The 16835-nt window shown below is 67.3% G+C and carries 14 protein-coding genes and 3 tRNA genes; 3 read left to right on the top strand and 14 right to left on the bottom strand.

Annotation, left to right across the window (positions count from 1 at the left end):
- Window positions 1–479 precede the first annotated feature (479 nt).
- The gene (locus ACQCSY_RS02880) at window positions 480–983 is read left to right on the top strand and encodes a M23 family metallopeptidase (RefSeq protein ID WP_427133028.1); all 504 of its coding nucleotides are present in this window, start codon (window positions 480–482) and stop codon (window positions 981–983) included.
- A gap of 70 nt (window positions 984–1053) precedes the next feature.
- Here the strand turns inward: ACQCSY_RS02880 and ACQCSY_RS02885 are convergent, their stop codons facing one another.
- The 6 genes from ACQCSY_RS02885 to ACQCSY_RS02910 all read right to left on the bottom strand — a co-directional run bounded on the left by ACQCSY_RS02885 (window position 1054) and on the right by ACQCSY_RS02910 (window position 6531).
- The gene (locus tag ACQCSY_RS02885) at window positions 1054–2244 is read right to left on the bottom strand and encodes an acyl-CoA dehydrogenase family protein (protein WP_427133029.1); all 1191 of its coding nucleotides are present in this window, start codon (window positions 2242–2244) and stop codon (window positions 1054–1056) included.
- A gap of 289 nt (window positions 2245–2533) precedes the next feature.
- Window positions 2534–2607 (bottom strand) — tRNA-Ile (locus ACQCSY_RS02890).
- A gap of 154 nt (window positions 2608–2761) precedes the next feature.
- The gene (locus tag ACQCSY_RS02895) at window positions 2762–3958 is read right to left on the bottom strand and encodes a glycosyltransferase (protein WP_427133031.1); all 1197 of its coding nucleotides are present in this window, start codon (window positions 3956–3958) and stop codon (window positions 2762–2764) included.
- 101 nt (window positions 3959–4059) lie between these two features.
- Window positions 4060–4962, bottom strand: coding sequence for a DMT family transporter (locus tag ACQCSY_RS02900; RefSeq protein ID WP_427133033.1), 903 nt, complete (start codon window positions 4960–4962; stop codon window positions 4060–4062).
- Window positions 4962–5594 (bottom strand): CDP-alcohol phosphatidyltransferase family protein, encoded by a 633-nt coding sequence (locus ACQCSY_RS02905; protein WP_427133035.1) that lies wholly within the window; start codon window positions 5592–5594, stop codon window positions 4962–4964. Before ACQCSY_RS02905 ends, ACQCSY_RS02900 begins: the two co-directional genes overlap by 1 nt.
- Before the next feature lie 55 nt (window positions 5595–5649).
- The gene (locus ACQCSY_RS02910) at window positions 5650–6531 is read right to left on the bottom strand and encodes a phage holin family protein (protein ID WP_427133036.1); all 882 of its coding nucleotides are present in this window, start codon (window positions 6529–6531) and stop codon (window positions 5650–5652) included.
- A 184-nt stretch (window positions 6532–6715) separates the two neighbouring features.
- Between ACQCSY_RS02910 and ACQCSY_RS02915 the strand changes: the two genes are divergently transcribed.
- Both ACQCSY_RS02915 and ACQCSY_RS02920 read left to right on the top strand, forming a co-directional pair.
- A complete protein-coding gene (locus ACQCSY_RS02915; RefSeq protein WP_427133037.1) occupies window positions 6716–7939 on the top strand; it encodes a multidrug effflux MFS transporter in 1224 nt (407 codons plus the stop codon).
- Between the two features lie 309 nt (window positions 7940–8248).
- On the top strand, window positions 8249–8656 hold the full coding sequence (locus tag ACQCSY_RS02920; protein WP_427133039.1) for a hypothetical protein: 408 nt from the start codon (window positions 8249–8251) through the stop codon (window positions 8654–8656).
- Window positions 8657–8776: 120 nt separating this feature from the next.
- On the opposite strand, the gene ACQCSY_RS02925 is transcribed toward ACQCSY_RS02920, so the two are convergent.
- The 8 genes from ACQCSY_RS02925 to ACQCSY_RS02960 form a co-directional block, all read right to left on the bottom strand.
- Window positions 8777–8849 (bottom strand) — tRNA-Asn (locus ACQCSY_RS02925).
- A gap of 135 nt (window positions 8850–8984) precedes the next feature.
- Window positions 8985–9057: transfer RNA gene (locus tag ACQCSY_RS02930), tRNA-Asn, on the bottom strand.
- Window positions 9058–9110: 53 nt separating this feature from the next.
- Window positions 9111–11057: a DNA primase gene (dnaG, locus tag ACQCSY_RS02935; protein ID WP_427133040.1), complete on the bottom strand. Its 1947-nt coding sequence runs from the start codon at window positions 11055–11057 to the stop codon at window positions 9111–9113.
- A gap of 65 nt (window positions 11058–11122) precedes the next feature.
- The gene (locus tag ACQCSY_RS02940; protein WP_427133042.1) at window positions 11123–12412 is read right to left on the bottom strand and encodes a deoxyguanosinetriphosphate triphosphohydrolase; all 1290 of its coding nucleotides are present in this window, start codon (window positions 12410–12412) and stop codon (window positions 11123–11125) included.
- Window positions 12405–13583, bottom strand: coding sequence for a tRNA dihydrouridine synthase DusB (gene dusB / locus ACQCSY_RS02945; protein WP_427133044.1), 1179 nt, complete (start codon window positions 13581–13583; stop codon window positions 12405–12407). Before dusB ends, ACQCSY_RS02940 begins: the two co-directional genes overlap by 8 nt.
- Before the next feature lie 65 nt (window positions 13584–13648).
- Complete coding sequence (locus ACQCSY_RS02950) at window positions 13649–15085, bottom strand: YibE/F family protein (RefSeq protein ID WP_427133046.1); 1437 nt, start codon at window positions 15083–15085, stop codon at window positions 13649–13651.
- A 171-nt stretch (window positions 15086–15256) separates the two neighbouring features.
- The gene (locus ACQCSY_RS02955; protein WP_427133048.1) at window positions 15257–15751 is read right to left on the bottom strand and encodes a BBE domain-containing protein; all 495 of its coding nucleotides are present in this window, start codon (window positions 15749–15751) and stop codon (window positions 15257–15259) included.
- Between the two features lie 36 nt (window positions 15752–15787).
- A complete protein-coding gene (locus ACQCSY_RS02960) occupies window positions 15788–16528 on the bottom strand; it encodes an FAD-binding oxidoreductase (protein ID WP_427133050.1) in 741 nt (246 codons plus the stop codon).
- Window positions 16529–16835: the final 307 nt, after the last annotated feature.

A 16835-nucleotide genomic window follows, 5' to 3' on the forward strand; every position in this document is an offset into this window, starting at 1 on the left:
AGAAAGCCCTGAGGCTGTCTTACCCTGCCAATAGTTGACGGTTAGTTAGCAACACCCAGGCGGGCGCTGCTCCTGGCATCCACCGCGCTCCTTATCCGGACCCGTGAAGGCCGGACCGCAAGGAGCGCAGTCCTCCGCGCCGGAAGATATGACATCAGAGATATGACATCAGACGAGTCAGACAAGGAGGGCTGGATACGCGTAGTCAGCCGCTGCTCCCCCGCACCTCTGAATGAGACGTGCCGGCTTGATCAAGCATGAGGGCACAGCAAACTGCTCCACCAAGTGTACTACAGGGACCCTCCCCCGACGGACCGTTTCCGGCGGCCGCCGGGGGTCTGTTCGAGGACTTATCCCGGGGTCTGTCCCGCGGCCCAGCCGGGGGTTCTCCGCCTGCTTTCCGGCAGCTTCCGCCGGCTTTTCCACATGGCCAGGACGGGCGCTTCCGCCCGCTCCGGGGTGCCCGGCAGGCTGGACGCATGAAGACTCCGGCATCCCTTGCGGCCATACTCCTGGCACTCTCCCCCATTACTGCCGGGGCTGCTGTCCCGCCGGCGGCAGCCTGGAGCTGGCCGCTGGATCCCAGACCGGCGGTGTTGCGCGCCTTCGACCCGCCGGCCAAGCCGTGGCTGAGCGGCCACCGGGGCGTGGACCTCCGGGCGGCGTACGACGGCGCCCCGGTCACCTCGCCGGCGTCCGGCACCGTCAGCTTCGTCGGCGTCGTGGCGGACCGGCCCGTCATCACCGTCGATCACGGCAACGGCCTCAGGAGCAGTTTCGAACCCGTGGAAAGCAGCCTGGCGCCGGGGGCGGCCGTGGCGGAAGGCGGCGTCCTGGGGCGGTCGGTGCCCGGACACTGCGGCACGGTCCCCTGTGTCCACTGGGGCGTGCGGCGCGGCGAGGAGTACCTCAACCCGCTCGCGTTCGTGACAGACCTGCGCCCCTCCATCCTGCTTCCGCCCGAGGACCCCGCACCGGGATAAGGGGCCGGGATCGGGAGGATCAGGATGAAGGGCCGGAACCTGCCTGCAGCTGGACCGGGCTGCAGGAGGACTAGACGATGGCGGAGATGCCCGTGATGGCCCGGCCGGTGACGAGGGTGTTGATCTCGTGCGTGCCTTCGTAGGAGTAGATGGCTTCCGCGTCGGCAAACACCTTGGCCATTTCGAAGTCCGTCACGATCCCGTTGCCGCCGAGGATGCTGCGGCCCAGCGCCACGCTCTCGCGCATGCGGGCCGTCGTGAAGGCCTTGGCCAGGGCGGACTGCTCGTCCTTGGCCCGGCCGGCGTCTTCGAGCTGGGACAGGCGGACCATCATGCCCATGGAGCTGACGGCGTTTCCGAGAATCTGTACCAGCTGGTGCTGGACCAGCTGGAAGGAGGCGATGGGGCGTCCGAACTGGCTGCGCTCCACGGCGTAGCGGCGCGCGACGTCGAACGCGGCCAGTTGCTGGCCGACCGCCTGCCAGGCGACGGCGAGGCGGGTGACCTTGAGGACCTTGTTGGTGTCGCGGAAGCTGTTGGCGTTGGCGAGCTTGAAGAAGTCCGGCACCACGACATTGTCGAGCGTGATGTCGGCGTTCTGCACGGTGCGCAGGGAGATCTTGTTCTCGATCTTCGTGGCGCTGTAGCCCTCGGTCTTGGTGTCCACGAGGAAGCCCTTGACCTGGTTGTCGGCGAGGTCCCGGGCGTAGATGACCACCCAGTCGGAGAAGGTGGCGTTGCCGATCCAGCGCTTGGCGCCGTTGAGGATCCAGTTTCCGCCCTCGCGCCGCGCGGTGGTGCGGGTGCCGCCGGCAACGTCGGAGCCGCCGAGGGGCTCGGTGAGGCCGAAGGCGCCGATCTTCTTGAGCGAGTAGATGTCCGGCAGCCAGGCCTCCTGCTGTTCCTGCGAGGCGAGGGCCTCGATGGAGCCCGTGAAGAGGCCGTCGTGGACGCCCATGAACGTGGCGATGGAAGTGTCCGCGCGGGTGGCTTCGGCGTGCAGGATTCCGGCGAAGAGGTTGGTGTATCCCTGCCTCTTGACCGGGCTGACCAGGTCGATCTCGGCCAGCTTCGGGATCAGCTCCATCGGGAACTCACCGCGGTTCCAGCAGTCGACGGCGATCGGCTTGACCTCGCGTGCCAGGAACTCCCGGACCTCCGCCAGCCGGTCCTGCTCCTTGCCGCTGAGCAGCTGCTCGAACGCGAAGAAGTCGCCATCGGCGTAGGGGAGGTTGTTAATGTCGATTGCAGCTTTGGACATGATGTTCCTTCACTTGTGATCAGCAGCGACCAAAGGTCCCGGGCGTCGCGCCGGCACTATGTTACTCGCGAGTAACATACCGCAGTGCGGCGGCGCCCCGCAAGTGAAAGCGCAAGTGACCAGCCGGAAATCAGCAACGGAGAGTGAAAGGAGGAGAGGCGGCCGGCGGTCACGGCGGACGCAGGAAAGCGGACGAAGACGCCGGCAAGCACGAAGGAGCCGGGCCGACGTCGAGCGTCGGCCCGGCTCCCGTGGGTGCGGGTCCCGGACCGGGTCTTCCGCAGAAATGTAGGGCTACTCGGACTTGAACCGAGGACCTTAGGATTATGAGTCCCGCGCTCTAACCAGCTGAGCTATAGCCCCCTGCGCCGGGAAACCGCAACGACCCCGCGGGGCCGGACTGCTTCCGGGCAAAAACACTCTAACAATAGTAGTCGCCCACACGTTGCAAATCGCCCTCGCACGGCCGCGCGGCACGGCGGACGAGGAGGCCGGACGATCAGGCTGGAGGGCGAGGCTAGACGACCAGGTCGTCGTAGCTGGCGCCGCGGTAGATGTCCTCGAACGTCTGGAGCGTGCGCTCCATGCTGTGGTTCTCCACCATGCCGCGGCTTGTCTTTCCCATGGCCGCAAGCTCACCGGCAGGAAGAGTGAGCACGCGGACCAGCTTGGCAGCCACGTCGTGGCTGTCATTGGGAGTGAACAGGAAGCCGTTCTCGCCGTCGCGCACCAGGTGCGGCAGGGCCATCGCGTCTGCCAGCAGCACCGGCGTGGACGCGGACATCGCCTCCAGTGTCACGAGGGACTGGAGTTCGGCCGTGCCAGGCATGCAGAACACGTCTGCCGCGATGTACGCCCTGCGGAGTTCGGCGTCGCTGGCCAGGCCCAGGAACTTGACCCGGTCCTGCAGGCCGAGCCGGGCAACCTGGGCTTCGAGGGCCGGGCGCACTTCCCCGCCGCCGACGATCTCAAGATGGATGTCCAGATCCCTGGGCGTCTTGGCGACGGCATCGATCAGCACGTCCACGTGCTTCTCCTCGGCCAGCCGACCGACGAACAGCGCCGTGGGGCTGGCATGGCGTTCCACCGTTTCGCCGGGCTGCAACTCGTAGGCCACCGCGTCGATGCCGTTGGAAAGGGGAAGGACCTTGCGCAGGAAGGCATGCTGGTGCATGGCCTTGGCCGCCAGCGGCGTGGGCGTGGTCACGACGTCGGCCTGTCCCATGACCTTGCCCATGTCCTTCCAGGAAATACGCCCCACGATGTCCTTGAACCACTGCGGGAACGGCAGGAAGGGGTTCAGGTTCTCGGGCATGAAGTGGTTGGTCGCCACGACCCGGATGCCCCGCTTCACGGCCTCGTACAGGACGTGCTCGCCGATCATGTAGTGGCTCTGGATATGGACCACGTCCGGCTGGATCCGGTCGAACAGCAGGCCGATTTCCTTCTTGATCTCCCAGGGAAAGGTGATCCTGAAGTATTCGTGTGTCGGCACGGAGTGGGAGCGCAGGCGGTGCACCGTGGCCTCGTCACTGAACTCGCTGAAGCTGCGGCCCTTGCCCGGACGGCAGGCCAGGACATGCACACGGTGTCCCCGGCCGGTCATCCCCTTGGCGAGGCGGTACCCGAATTGGGCGGCGCCGTTGACGTGGGGCGGGTACGTGTCCGCGGCAATCAGGATGGTCAGCGGATGCTGGTTGTCAGGCATGGTCACGTGGAGGGCTCCTGGTGGTCACGGTGCGGGCAGCTGGGTCTGAAGTGGCCGGCTGGCCGTCGGCGCAGGCGCGCCGGGCCTACTGCTGAAGTACTGACGCCCTAGGACCGGCCCGCTGCCTTCCGCGCGTCCTTCTTGCGCTTGGTGACCTCGGGGTGGTGCCTGGAGAGGGCTATCACTCCCACGATAGCAAGGGATGCGGCCGCCCCCATCGCAATCGCCATAACGGCGTGGACATCGGGGCGCAGTTCGCCGAGGATCGCAATGCCGATCGCTATGCCCACGATCGGGTCGATCACGGTCAATCCGGCGATCACCAGGTCCGGCGGGCCGCCCGAGTAGGCGCTCTGGACAAACCATGCTCCGAGTCCACCCGCGGCCGCGATCGCGACGACGGAATACCATTGGACGTTCAGCAGGCCGAGGCCGTTCGAGTCCAGCAGGTGCCTGCCGATAATGCGGGTCAGGACGGCCACGAAGCCGAACAGGACGCCAGCGCCCAGGATGTAGACGAAGGCGCTCATGCGGTGGTTGAAGAGCACGGCGAGCGTGCCGAAGATGCCCACGGCCAGGGCCAGGAGCAGCACGATGGTCAGCTCGTCGGTGTAGCTGACGTGGTGGTTCTCCTGCGTCACGGTAACCGCCAGCGCCACGAACAGCGCGGAACCGGTGACGCAAGCTGAAATGGCCACCACCGTCGCCCGGTTGATGCTCAGGCCCTGGTCCTTGGCGTTGACCACCGTGGTGATGACGAGGGCGATCGCCCCGATCGGCTGGACCACGGTCAGCGGCGCCGAGACAAGGGCGACGGCGTTCATCGCCGTGCCGGCGCACAGCAGCAGCAGCCCGAAGACCCAGCGGGGGTTCCGAACCAGGCGCAGCAGCCCGTGGGTGCTGAGCGCCAGGCCGCCCGTATCGGCTTTGACCGCGCTGCCCTGGCGCTGGGCGCCGAAGGCCAGGAAAAAGGCGCCAAGTACCGCCAGCATTACCGCCAGCCAGACCATCAGCGGAGGCCGCCGTCGTCGACGTTGTCGACTTTAAGTCTTTTGCCTTTACGGATGATGGCCCAGAAGTAGTTGTAGGCCGCGATCCAGTGCCCCAAGAGGCCCAGGCCCAGGAAGATCCAGGCGACCACCGAGTAGACAGCAGTGGCCGGGATGGGCAGTTTCGAGAGCACCAGCAGCGGCGTTCCGACCAGCAGCAGCGCTGTCCGGATCTTGCCGGTCCGGCTCACGGGCAGGTCCGGGTGGCTGCGGAAATAGAACAGCGACACTGACAGCAGGATGGCGTCCGGGACGAGAAGGGCCGTCAGGTACCACCACTCGACGACGCCGGCGATGACAAGGGTCACGGCGACGGCGATCAGCGCAAGGCGGTCCGCAATGGGATCCATGATCCGGCCGAGATTGGACATCTGGTTGAAGCGGCGGGCGATGTAGCCGTCCACCCAGTCGGTGCTGCCCATGATGGCCAGGACGAGGGCGCCGTAGCCGTATTCGTGGCGGCCGAGCACGAGCCAGATGAAGAGGGGGACGCCGAGGAACCGCACCACGGTCAGCAGGTTGGGGATGGTGAAGACCGCGTCCTGGTGGATCTGGGGTTGCCCAGGCCGGGAACCAGCGCCGATGAACTTCATCCATTCCGCCTTTCCGTGGCCGGCAACGTATTCGCGTCGGAATTCAGGGTGCCGCCTAGCCCTTGAGCAGTTTGCGCAGCAGGAACACCAGGGCGGCCGTGGAGGCGGTGAGGGCTGCAAGCGGCTTCCAGCGTTGGCTGAGCCGTCCCGCCAGGCCCTGCGCCGCCGAGGTACCAGGGGCCGTCTTCGCGGAGCTCCGGGCCGAGGACCGGAAGCCCGCGACCTTGCCGCCGAGCTGTTCCTTGCCCTCCTGCAGCCGGACCTGGGTGGCGGCCAGCAGGGCCTGGGCCTGCGTCTTGACGTCGAGCTCCTGGCCGAGGTCGTCCCGCACCTCGGTGAGATGGGTGCGCCGCTGGACCAGCCGGCGTCGCAGTTCGGATTCCGTGGGCGGCGGGCCGAAGTCGGGCTCGGCCGCCTTCTTGGCTTCCTTGTCGGCCTTCGCCTTGGCGGCGGCCTCGGCCTTGGCGGCCTTCGCGGCCTTCGCCTGCTCGGAGGACGGATCCAGGACCGCGGGGTCGAAGGCGGATCCTTCCTTGGCGATGCCGAGATCGTGTTTGAGGCCGCGGAGCGTCTCTTCCGGGACGAGCGGCATCGCCTTCTTGAACTTTCGAAGCCCGATCAGGGCGCCGATCACGGCAATCAGCAGGAAGACGGCGCAGACCAGGAGAGCCGCGAGCCAGGCGGGCATAATCGTGGCCAGACCCATGATGGCGGCAACGATGAGTCCGATCACCAGGAAGGCAACGAACGCCAGGGCGACGGCGAAGAAGGCGGCGGCGATGCCAAGCTGGATGCCCTTGCGCTTGATTTCGACTTTTGCCAGGGCAATCTCGTCATTGAGTTGCCGCGGCGCCAGCTTGGAGATCAGCCTGAGGGTCTTGGGCAGCACGGAAATGCGCAGCCCCCCGCTTGTCCCGCCGCTGTGACGTCCGCTCATCGGTCCCGCCTAACTGGTTCCATCTGCCGTTCCGCTCGCGCGGGTTTGCCGAGTCTGCACAGCTTCGCACAGACTCCGGTGTCAAAACTATCATTCAGGCTCCTGGCAGGGCCTTGGCGCCAAGGTGTGGCGCGCCCACGCAACGGCCCGGCCGCGGCCGTCCCCGGGCCTAGGATTGACCTCTGTGAACACACCCACCAATCCAGGGGACTCCCTGAGCCGCCGCCGCAAGCTCCTTTACATTCTGATGCTCGGGGCCCTGACCGCACTTGGACCGTTCACGGTCGACCTCTACCTGCCGGCGTTCCCCGCCCTGGAAGCAAGCCTGGGCATCTCCGAGGCCGCAGTGCAGCTGACGCTGACCGGAACCACGGTGGGCTTCGCCCTGGGCCAGCTCGTGGTGGGGCCGCTGAGCGACAAGTTCGGCCGGCGGCTGCCGCTGATCCTGGCGACGGCGGTGCACATCACGGCGTCGCTGGGCGCCGCCCTGTCCACGGACATCGCCGCGCTGGGCTTCTTCCGGGTCCTGATGGGCATTGGCGCAGCAGGAGGCGGCGTCGTCGCCATGGCCATGGTCCGGGACCTGTTCAGCGGCTACGCCATGGTGCGGATGTTTTCCCGGATGGCCCTCGTAAACGGACTGGCCCCGATACTCGCCCCGGTCATCGGTTCCCAGCTACTCCTGCTGATGCCGTGGCCGGGCATCTTCTTCTTCCTGGCCGGCTACGGGACGTGCGTCATTATCGCGGCGTTGTTCGTGGTGCGGGAGACGCTGCCCCCGGAGCTGCGGGGAAAGACCGGGCTGACAGCCCGCCAGCGGTACAGGGTTCTTTTCGCGGACCGGATCTTCGTCGGCCTGCTGCTGGTGGGCGGCATGAACTTCGCCGGACTGTTCACCTATCTCTCCGCTTCGCCATTCCTGTTCCAGAACGTCTACGGTTTCACGCCGCAGCAGTACGGCCTGCTCTTCGGCGTCAACTCGCTGGGCATCGTCGCGGGCGTCCAGACCAGCGCCAGGCTCATCAGGCGCGTCCCGCCGCAGTGGATCCTGGCCTGTTCCACGGCCTGGATGTTCCTGATGGCTGTCCTGATTGTCGTTTTCGACCGGCTGGGCTTCGGGCTGTGGGGTGTCATGGTGCCGCTGTGGTTCTACATCCTCGGCACCGGGTTCACGTTCCCGACCGTCCAGGTCCTCGCCCTGGCCAAGCACGGCGCCCAGGCCGGAACCGCGGCCTCCCTGCTCGGCGCCGCGACCTTCATGATGGCAGGCCTTATCTCGCCGGTGGTGGGGTGGCTCGGCGTCCGGTCGCCGACACCAATGGGCGCCGTCCAGGCTGTCTGCATCCTGATGGCCGCCGCAGCCCTCTGGCTCGTCGTCAGGCCCCGCACGGTCCCCTCGATCCACTAGTCCCCCAAGGACCGTGCAGGGGAGGACATGCCCATTCTTCGCGCCCGGGACTGGGCAGAACGGGAATATGTCCACGCGCCAACCCCAGCGCGGAGCATGTCCCGTGGCCTCTCCGAGCAATGGACCACTCCCCCGGGAGGACATGCCCATTCTTCGCGCCCGGGACTGGGCAGAACGGGAATATGTCCACGCGCCAACCCCAGCGCGGAGCATGTCCCGTGGCCTCTCCGAGCACTGGACCAGGCCCTCCCCGCTGCCCTGTACCTTGATGCCCTGTTCGACGTCCACGGCGGGCGATAAAGTTGTTCTATGCCCGACTGGCAGGACCCTCCGCCCTTACCGGCCACGTGGCAGCGACGCGACGCCGGGATCCTGCCTCTGTGGTGGGATCGGCTGTGCAGCCAGACCAGCACGCAGTCGGCAGCCATGTACGCGGCGGGCCTGTTCACCGAGGACCGGCGGCGCCCGATCGCCCAGTGGTACAACGCGGCGTACGACTCCGCCCTCCTGGTGGCCCCCGAGACCTCCCCCGAATGGCCTGTGCAGCGGTTCGGCATCTTCTACGCCCCGCCGGGCGGCGGCTTTACCCAGGTGCATTCGGCGCCGCATGAGTGGCACCCCCGCGAGCCCCGGAAGTCCCCCACCGAGGAGGAGGCTTTCCAGGCCGCCGTGGCCGAGGCCGAGCGTTTCCTCCAAGTGGAGATGTACTTCGTCTGAGGCACGGCCAGGCCCGGAGGGCCATAGGCCTGGGACGCCACAACGCCACAGTCCCACTACACAAAACACGACAAAAAAAGGTCCCGCAGCCGGTTGTTCACCGGCCGCGGGACCTGTCCGCTCCTCCTGCTGGACTTGAACCAGCAACCCTTCGATTAACAGTCGAATGCTCTGCCAATTGAGCTAAGGAGGAATGAAGCAGGTATGACATTAGCAAAGGTTTCCCCGCTTTGGAAATCGGCCGCGCGCCCTCCGGGCAGAACCCGCCGAGTACCCCTGCTGGTATAAAAAATTCCCCGTTCCGGTGACCCGGAACGGGGACTGCGCGCTCCTCCTGCTGGACTTGAACCAGCAACCCTTCGATTAACAGTCGAATGCTCTGCCAATTGAGCTAAGGAGGAATGAAGCGGGTATTAGCCTAGCAAACACAGTGCCGGGAAACGAAATCGGCGCTTCAGGCGTCCGACCGCAGCGACCGCCGCTGCATCTCAAGCTGCATGAGCTCGCGGTTCAGCCGCTGGAACTCCTCAGGATCGGCCGAAGCGTCGAGCCGCTGCAGCTGGCCCATCTTGTCGGCCTTGACCCGGGTGATCTGCAGCTCGAACAACCGCGCGAGGATGTCCTTGCAGTAGCGCAGCACGCCCTCGGCAGTGCTGGCAGGCAGGGGCACGACGGCGAGTTCGGACACGAGCGGCCTGAGCGGCTCGGGAACTTCCTGCAGCAGCTGTTCCACCCAGCGCACGGGGTCCCCGGCGAAGCCCAGGCCGGTGGCCCGGATGGCCTCGTGGATGGCAAGGTACGCCGGCGTCGAGAAACGGGCCTCGGAGAAGCGCAGCCAGGTCTCGCCTTCGAGCATCCCGGGCTCCTGCAGGGCAACCTCCAGCGCCTGACGCTCCATGGCCGCGACCGGGTCGCGGGGGTCTGGCCGGTTGAAGGACGGAAGAGCGGCCGACGGCGGCAAGGGTGCCACTCCCGGTGCGGTTCCCGCGGCCGGCCCCGCGCCCGCCCCCGGAGCGTAGCCGCGTCCCTGCCCGCCCTGGCCGTATCCCTGCCCGCTGGACGGCCCCGGGGCGGCACGCTTGGCGGCAGCCCCGACGGCCCGGCTGACCTCTTCGACCGGCATGCCCAGCCAGCCGGCCAGTTCGCGGGCGTAGGCCGGGCGGATGCCGGCGTCGCGGATCTGCGCCACCACGGGGGCGGACTCACGCAGTGCCGCGATCCGGCCTTCGACCGTGTCCAGGTTGTGCCGCTTGAGGGCGGCCCGAATGGCGAATTCGAATAGCGGCCGGCGGGTGCTGATCAGGTCCCGGACGGCGGAGTCGCCCTTGGACTGGCGCAGCTCGCAGGGATCGGCGCCGCCCGGTTCCACGGCAACATAGGTCTGCGCCACGAAGCGCTGGTCCTCTTCGAAGGCGCGCAGCGCCGCCTTCTGGCCGGCGGCGTCGCCGTCGAACGTGAAGATGACCTCTCCCCCGCTGCCGTCGTCGGACAGCAGCCGGCGGGCGATCTTGATGTGCTCGGTGCCGAACGCCGTGCCGCAGGTCGCCACGGCGGTCGTGATTCCGGCCAGATGGCAGGCCATGACGTCGGTGTAGCCTTCCACCACCACGAGCTGGCGCTCCTTGGCGATGTTCCGCTTGGCGAGGTCGATCCCGTAGAGGACCTGGGACTTCTTGTACAGCGCGGTCTCGGGGGTGTTGAGGTACTTGGGGCCCTGGTCGTCCTCGTAGAGCTTGCGGGCGCCGAAACCGATGGTGTCGCCGGCGATGTCCCGGATGGGCCAGATCAGCCGGCCCCGGAAACGGTCGTAGATCCCCCGGCCACCTTCGGAAAACATGCCCGTCAGCTTCAGCTCAGGATCCGTGTAGCCGCGGCCCCGAAGATGCTTGAGCAGCGAGTCCCAGCCCTGCGGGGCGTAGCCGACGCCGAATTCCTCGGCAGCCGCGCGGTCGAAGCCTCGGCCGTGCAGGAAGCTGCGGCCTTCGGCGGCCGCCGGGGTCAGCAGTTGTGCGCGAAAGAACTCGTCGGCCACCTTATGGGCGTCCAACAGCCGCTGGCGCCGGCCGATGTCCTCGCGGTTGGGGCCGGAGCCGCCGTCCTCGTAGTGCAGCTCGAAGCCGATCCGGTGCGCCAGCTTTTCCACTGCCTCGTGGAAGGAGATGTGGTCCAGTTTCTGGACGAAGGAGATGACGTCACCGTCCTCGCCGCAGCCGAAGCAGTGGTACCTGCCCACCTGCGGACGGACGGTGAACGAGGGCGAGCGCTCGTCGTGGAACGGGCACAGGCCCTTGAAGGACCCCAGCCCCGCGCCCTTGAGGGTCACGTAGCCGTCGACAACTTCCTTGATGTCCGTGCGCTGGCGTACTTCGTCGATGTCTTCGCGTTTGATCAGGCCGGCCACAGTGCCATCCTAGTACCCGGGTACGACGCCGAGGGGCTGCTTAGGGCGCCCGTCACCAGAGCCCGTCACCACAGCGAGGGCAGGCTGCCGACAAGCCGCTCGTACATGGCCAGCGCGGAGCCGTCCGTCAGTGACGCGACCTGGTCGATCACGACGCGCAGCCGCGCGCCGTCGTCCTCCGCGTCGCGCCAGTCGGCGGCGAACATCGGCTCCAGGTGCCGGTCTCCGGTGGCGTTGAGGGCGGTGACGAGCGCGTGCAGGACCTCGCGCTGGCGCTCGTAGATCGGCTGCCGGTGTTCGGTGGTCATCACGAAGGTGGTGGCCAGGCCCTTCATCACCGCGATTTCCATCACGGTCTCTTCCGGGACGATCAGCTCCGCGTGGTAGCGGGTCAGGTTTTCCGGACCGTAGACGGCGCGGGTGGTTTCCAGCGCGCTCTGGCAGAACCGGCCGATGAGCTGGCTGGTCATGTCCTTCAGCGCGGCCATGGCCTTGCGGCTGCCGTCGGCCTCGCGCACCCAGACGCTCGTGGCCTCCAGCCGGGCCAGGGCGGCGTCGATAGCGGCGGGGTCGTGGTGCGGCAGGTACCACTGCTTGGCGTAGCCCACCACACGGGCGCGGTGGTCCGGGTTGTCCATCCAGCGCAGCTGGAAGTGGCCGGCAACGATCGCGTCCTCGACGTCGTGCACGGAGTAGGAGATGTCGTCCGCGAGATCCATGACCTGCGCCTCAAGGCAGGCCCGGCGCTCGGGGGCGTCTGCACGGATCCAGTCGAAAATCGGCAGGTCGTCCTCGTAGGCCCCGAACTTGCTGGTCCGCACTCCGTGGATGACGGGCGCGTTCACGGCGGACCACGGGTACTTGGCGGCGGCGTCCAGGCTCGCCCGGGTCAGGTTCAGCCCGGCGGGCCGGCCGTCCGGGGCCAGGACCTTGGGCTCCAGCCGGGTCAGCAGCCGCAGGGTCTGGGCGTTGCCTTCGAAGCCGCCGATCGCGTGGGTAACCTCGTTCAGGGCGGACTCGCCGTTGTGGCCGAACGGCGGGTGGCCGAGGTCATGGCTGAGGCAGGCGGTGTCCACGACGTCGGGATCGCAACCGAGGGCGCGGCCGAGTTCACGGCCCACCTGCGCCACCTCGAGGCTGTGCGTGAGCCGGGTGCGGACGAAGTCGTCGGTGTCCGGGGCCACCACCTGGGTCTTGGCTCCGAGCCGGCGCAGTGCAGAGGAGTGCAGGACCCGGGCGCGGTCGCGCTCGAAGTCGGAGCGGTAGGTGCTCTTGGGCGGCTCCTCCACCCAGCGGGCGGCGTCGCGGGCGGTGTAGCCGTCCAGTATGGGGGCGGTGGTCCTGGTCTCAGCCACCGGAGACGTCCAGTTCGGCGAAGGAGATGTCGCGTGACTGCGCGGCGTCGAGCGTGCGGTCCAGCAGCCAGTCCTTGGGCAGCGCGGGCTTCTTGGGTGAACCGGCGCGGCCGCGTGGGCCCTCGGCGTCGACGCCCGGGTATGGGGAATCGAGGTCCAGCTGGTCCAGGGTTTCGCGCAGCACCTCAAGGCTCGTCACGAGCGCTAGCTTGGTCCGTAGTTCGCTGCCCACGACGTAGCCCTTGAAGTACCAGGCGATGTGCTTGCGGATCTCGCGCAGGGCCTTGCCCTCGTCGCCGAAGGTTTCCACCATGAGCTCGGCGTGGCGGTAGACACTCTCTGCCACCTGGCGCAGGTCCGGCTTGTGCCGCTGGTCGCTGCCCTCGAAAGCGGCCATGAGGTCCCCGAAGAGCCATGGCCGGCCCTGACAGCCGCGGCCCACCACGACGCCGTCGACCCCGGTTTCGCGGACCATGCGGACCGCGTCCTCCGCGGACCAGATGTCGCCGTTGCCGAGCACCGGGATGTCCGGCAGCGCTTCGCGGAGCCGCGCGATGGCGGACCAGTCGGCCTGGCCGGAATAGAACTGCGCGGCCGTGCGGCCGTGGAGCGCGACGGCGGCGACGCCGGAATCGCGGGCGATCCGGCCGGCGTCGAGGTACGTCAGGTGGTCCTCGTCGATGCCTTTGCGCATCTTGATGGTCAGCGGGACGTTGCCCTTGGAGGCTTCCTTCACTGCTGTCCGGACGATCGAGGTGAAGAGGTCGGTCTTCCATGGCAGGGCCGAACCGCCGCCGCGCCGGGTCACCTTGGGCACGGGGCAGCCGAAGTTGAGGTCGATGTGGTCCGCGCGGTCTTCCTCGACCAGCATCCGCACGGCCTGGCCGACCGTCACGGGGTCCACGCCGTAGAGCTGGACGGAGCGCACTTTCTCGTCGTCGTCGTGCGAAATGATGCGCAAGGATTCCGGCGTGCGCTCCACGAGGGCGCGCGAGGTGACCATCTCCGCCACGTACAGGCCGCCGCCGTATTCACGGCACAGCCTGCGGAAGGCGGAGTTGGTGATGCCCGCCATCGGAGCCAGGATCACGGGGGTGTCCACCGTGAGAGGGCCCAACTTCAGGGGCGGGAGTTCCAGCTTGGGGGCGGGAGGCGTTGCTACGACAGTCACTAGTTCATTGTCTCAAAGACGGGCAAATCGGGCGGATCCGGCGTGGCTATGTGGATATCGGGGCCTCAGCCCCGGACGGCTGCCCGGCGGCCGCGGCGCGTTTCCGGGGCCGTTTCGGTGTTGCCGGCTGGCCCGCCGTCGTCTTGGGTGTCCGCGGCTCCTGTGGCGGGGTCGACGGCGGGAGTCGCCCCTGCCGCCGGAGCCGGCCGGGTGCCGCTCACACGGGCTTGGCCGGCTGACTTGACCCCGGTGGCCTTGACCACCAGCACGGCAATCAGCGTGGTGACCGGGACCGCCAGGACGAGTCCCACGGAGCCGACGAGCGTCCGGATCACTTCCTCGGACAGTTCGGCGCTGGTGAGGGCGTCACCCAGGGGCCGCTCGTAGAGCATCACGATGATCAGGATGGGCAGGGCCGCACCGGCATAGGCGAACGCGATGGTGTAGACAGTGGAGGCGATGTGATCCCGCCCGATCCGCATAGCCGAGGCGAAGAGTTGGCGGGCGCTGGTTTCCGGGGCGAGTTCCCACAGTTCCCACACGGCCGAGGACTGCGTGATCGTGACGTCGTTGAGGACGCCGAGGCCCGAAATGATAAGCCCGCACAGGATGATGCCGGAGATCGAGATATTGTCCGAAATGTTGGTGAGCGTGGCGGCGTCATGACTGCCCACCCCTGCGAGGTTCGCAGCATCGGTTGCCCAGGCCGCCAGCAGCGCGGTGATCGCGAGGCCGAACATGGTGCCCAGCAGGGCCGTCGATGTCCGGGCGGAAAAACCGTGGGCGAAGTAGAGCACCCCGATCATGATCACCGTGGAACCCACAAGCGCCAGAAGCAGCGGCGGCTTGCCTTCGACCAGCCCGGGCAGCAAGAACGAGACCAGCACGGCGTAGGCGCCGACGAGTCCGATGATGGCGCGCAGCCCGCGCCAGCGTGCCACCGCGATCACCACGACGGCGTAGAGCACGGCCAGGAAGATGATGGGCAGCGTCCGGACGAAGTCGACGAAGACGTAGGCTGGTGTGCCCTGGCCCCCGGAGGCGCCCTGGGCCTTGGAGAGATTCAGGTAGCGGATGTTGTCGCCGGCTTTGACGCCGTGGGATTTGGCGACGTCCGGGTTGATCACGACCTTGACGGGGCTGCCGCCCTTGTCCGGCTCGGTGTACGCGAACGTGCAGTCCGAGCCCGGCTGCGGGGCCTGTGCGGTTGTGTCGCCGGTCGCCTGGCCCTGTTGCGCGGCGCCGTCCGTGCAGCTGCCGACGACGACCCGCTGGATCTTGCCGGTGTCAAAGGTGACGCCCGGGGCCGCCGCGTAGGGGCTTGCCAGTGTGATGCCCTCTTTGTTCCCCGAGGGCCACATCAGGACCATGGCCGCAAGCGTCAGCAGCGTCAGCGGGATGAGAATGGCGGCCAGAATCCAGTTGGCCTTCTTCCGCGCGGCCAGTGCCTGGGGTGTCGGCTCGGCGTGTCCCAAGTGCGCATGCGAGTGTCCGGCGCCCATCAGCAGTTCAACCTCATGCGAAGAACTTTACGGCGTTGCCGGACTACTGCTGTGCAGATGAAGCAGCGCAGACGAAGCAGCGCAGATGAAGCCGTGACCCGGGCGACTCCGGCGACGGGCCGCGCGCTGCGGGCCGCGGGCCGGCAACGGGCCGGGCGGCGCCGGGACGTGCTACGGCGGCGGGATGTTCTGGTTGACGTGGAACAGGTTCTGCGGATCGTATTTGGTTTTGATCTCGCTCAGCCTGCGGAAATTCGGCCCGTAGTTCTCCGCGACCTTCGGCAGGTCATCGCCGTCCATGAAGTTGATGTAGCCCGCGGCCTCCGAAAAGGGCTCCATTGCCGCCGCGTAATCCCGCACCCAGGAAATGTTCGCCTCGTTGTCCGCGGGGTCTTCCCACATGCCCGCCATGACCGGGGAGAACTTCGCATTCCGGTTGGGGAAAGCGCTGTCTGTGGCGCCCACCCGCTGCACAGCGCCGTCGATGGGGTGCACGTGCACGGCAGTCTGGACGCTTGGCACGCGGCTTCCATAGTCGAGGTGGACGTTGATGGCGTCGTCAGTCAGATCCGGCAGGAAATTCGCTTTCCAGTAGGCCTGCAGGCCTTTGGGCAGCAAGGCGTCGAAGGCCTGGTTCAAGGCCGGGTACGGCATCGGCCCCGTCATGGATCCCGCCGTCGACGCGACGTCCAGAAACGGCTGCTAGCGGCTGGGCCCCTCGGCGGGATCGCCGGTCCACATGCCCACCACCACACACACCGACTTGCCGTGCCATTCCTCGGGCAGGAACGGTACCGGCGGCCCCAAGGCGAACGCCAGGAAGGCCCCAAACTCTTCAGGAGCCGAGGCCATATGGTCCCGATAGAACTTCGCCACCGTCTGGGCATTCTCCATTTGATAGATGATGATGCCGGCGTGGACCACGTCTACAGGATGCAGCCGGTATTCCAACGACGTCACGACGCCGAAGTTTCCTCCGCCGCCCCGCAGCGCCCAAAAGAGATCCTCGTGATCACATTCGCTTGCGGTGAGGAACTTTCCCTCCGCCGTGACGACGTCGGCCGAGATGAGGTTGTCGCAGCTGAGCCCGTACTTGCGGCTCAGATAGCCGATTCCGCCGCCCAGGGTCAGCCGCGCGATGCCCGTCGAGCCGACGATGCCGCCGGGGGTCGCCAGACCGAAGGCGTGGGTCGCGTGGTTGAAGTCGGCCCAGGTTGCGCCGGCCTCGGAGCGCGCCGTCCTGGCTGCAGGGTCTACCCGGACGCCCGTGGTATTGGCGAAGTCGATGACCAAGGCGCCGTCCCAGGTGCCAAAGCCCGGTGCGCTGTGGCCTCCACCGCGGACGGCGAGATCCATGGAGTTGTCCCGGGCGAAGTTGCCGCAGGCAATGACATCCGCCACCTGCGATACCCGGACCACCGCGGCCGGCCTCTTGTCGATCATCCCGTTGTAGACCGCCCGTTGTAGACCGCCCGTGCCGCGTCGTAGTCCTCGTCGGCTGGCGTGACGATCTGCCCGCGGACCTGTTCGCGCAGGTTATCCAAAACTGTTCCGCTCATTTTTTGTACCGTCGATTTCGTCGTGAGACCCGGCCCGGACGGTGATCTGCACTCCCAGCCGGCAAACCGCCCGGAGGATTACGAGCACAGGCCTACTCCTCCGGTTTTGCCGCGTCAAGAGGTCCATGCGCAGGACACCTGCGGCCCGCAGCAATCGCCCTGGCGGGCGGCTCCGAATGCACGGTAGGCAC

This window comes from Pseudarthrobacter sp. S9 (assembly GCF_050156545.1).
In the GTDB taxonomy this organism is placed as follows: Bacteria; Actinomycetota; Actinomycetes; order Actinomycetales; family Micrococcaceae; genus Arthrobacter.

Excerpts from the sequence above, each read along its gene's own strand:
- ACQCSY_RS02880 (WP_427133028.1), top strand. The coding sequence starts at position 480 with ATGAAGACTCCGGCATCCCTTGCGGCCATACTCCTGGCACTCTCCCCC.
- ACQCSY_RS02885 (WP_427133029.1), bottom strand. The coding sequence starts at position 2,244 with ATGTCCAAAGCTGCAATCGACATTAACAACCTCCCCTACGCCGATGGC.
- ACQCSY_RS02900 (WP_427133033.1), bottom strand. The coding sequence starts at position 4,962 with ATGGTCTGGCTGGCGGTAATGCTGGCGGTACTTGGCGCCTTTTTCCTG.
- ACQCSY_RS02905 (WP_427133035.1), bottom strand. The coding sequence starts at position 5,594 with ATGAAGTTCATCGGCGCTGGTTCCCGGCCTGGGCAACCCCAGATCCAC.
- ACQCSY_RS02910 (WP_427133036.1), bottom strand. The coding sequence starts at position 6,531 with ATGAGCGGACGTCACAGCGGCGGGACAAGCGGGGGGCTGCGCATTTCC.
- ACQCSY_RS02920 (WP_427133039.1), top strand. The coding sequence starts at position 8,249 with ATGCCCGACTGGCAGGACCCTCCGCCCTTACCGGCCACGTGGCAGCGA.
- ACQCSY_RS02950 (WP_427133046.1), bottom strand. The coding sequence starts at position 15,085 with ATGGGCGCCGGACACTCGCATGCGCACTTGGGACACGCCGAGCCGACA.
- ACQCSY_RS02955 (WP_427133048.1), bottom strand. The coding sequence starts at position 15,751 with ATGACGGGGCCGATGCCGTACCCGGCCTTGAACCAGGCCTTCGACGCC.
- ACQCSY_RS02960 (WP_427133050.1), bottom strand. The coding sequence starts at position 16,528 with ATGATCGACAAGAGGCCGGCCGCGGTGGTCCGGGTATCGCAGGTGGCG.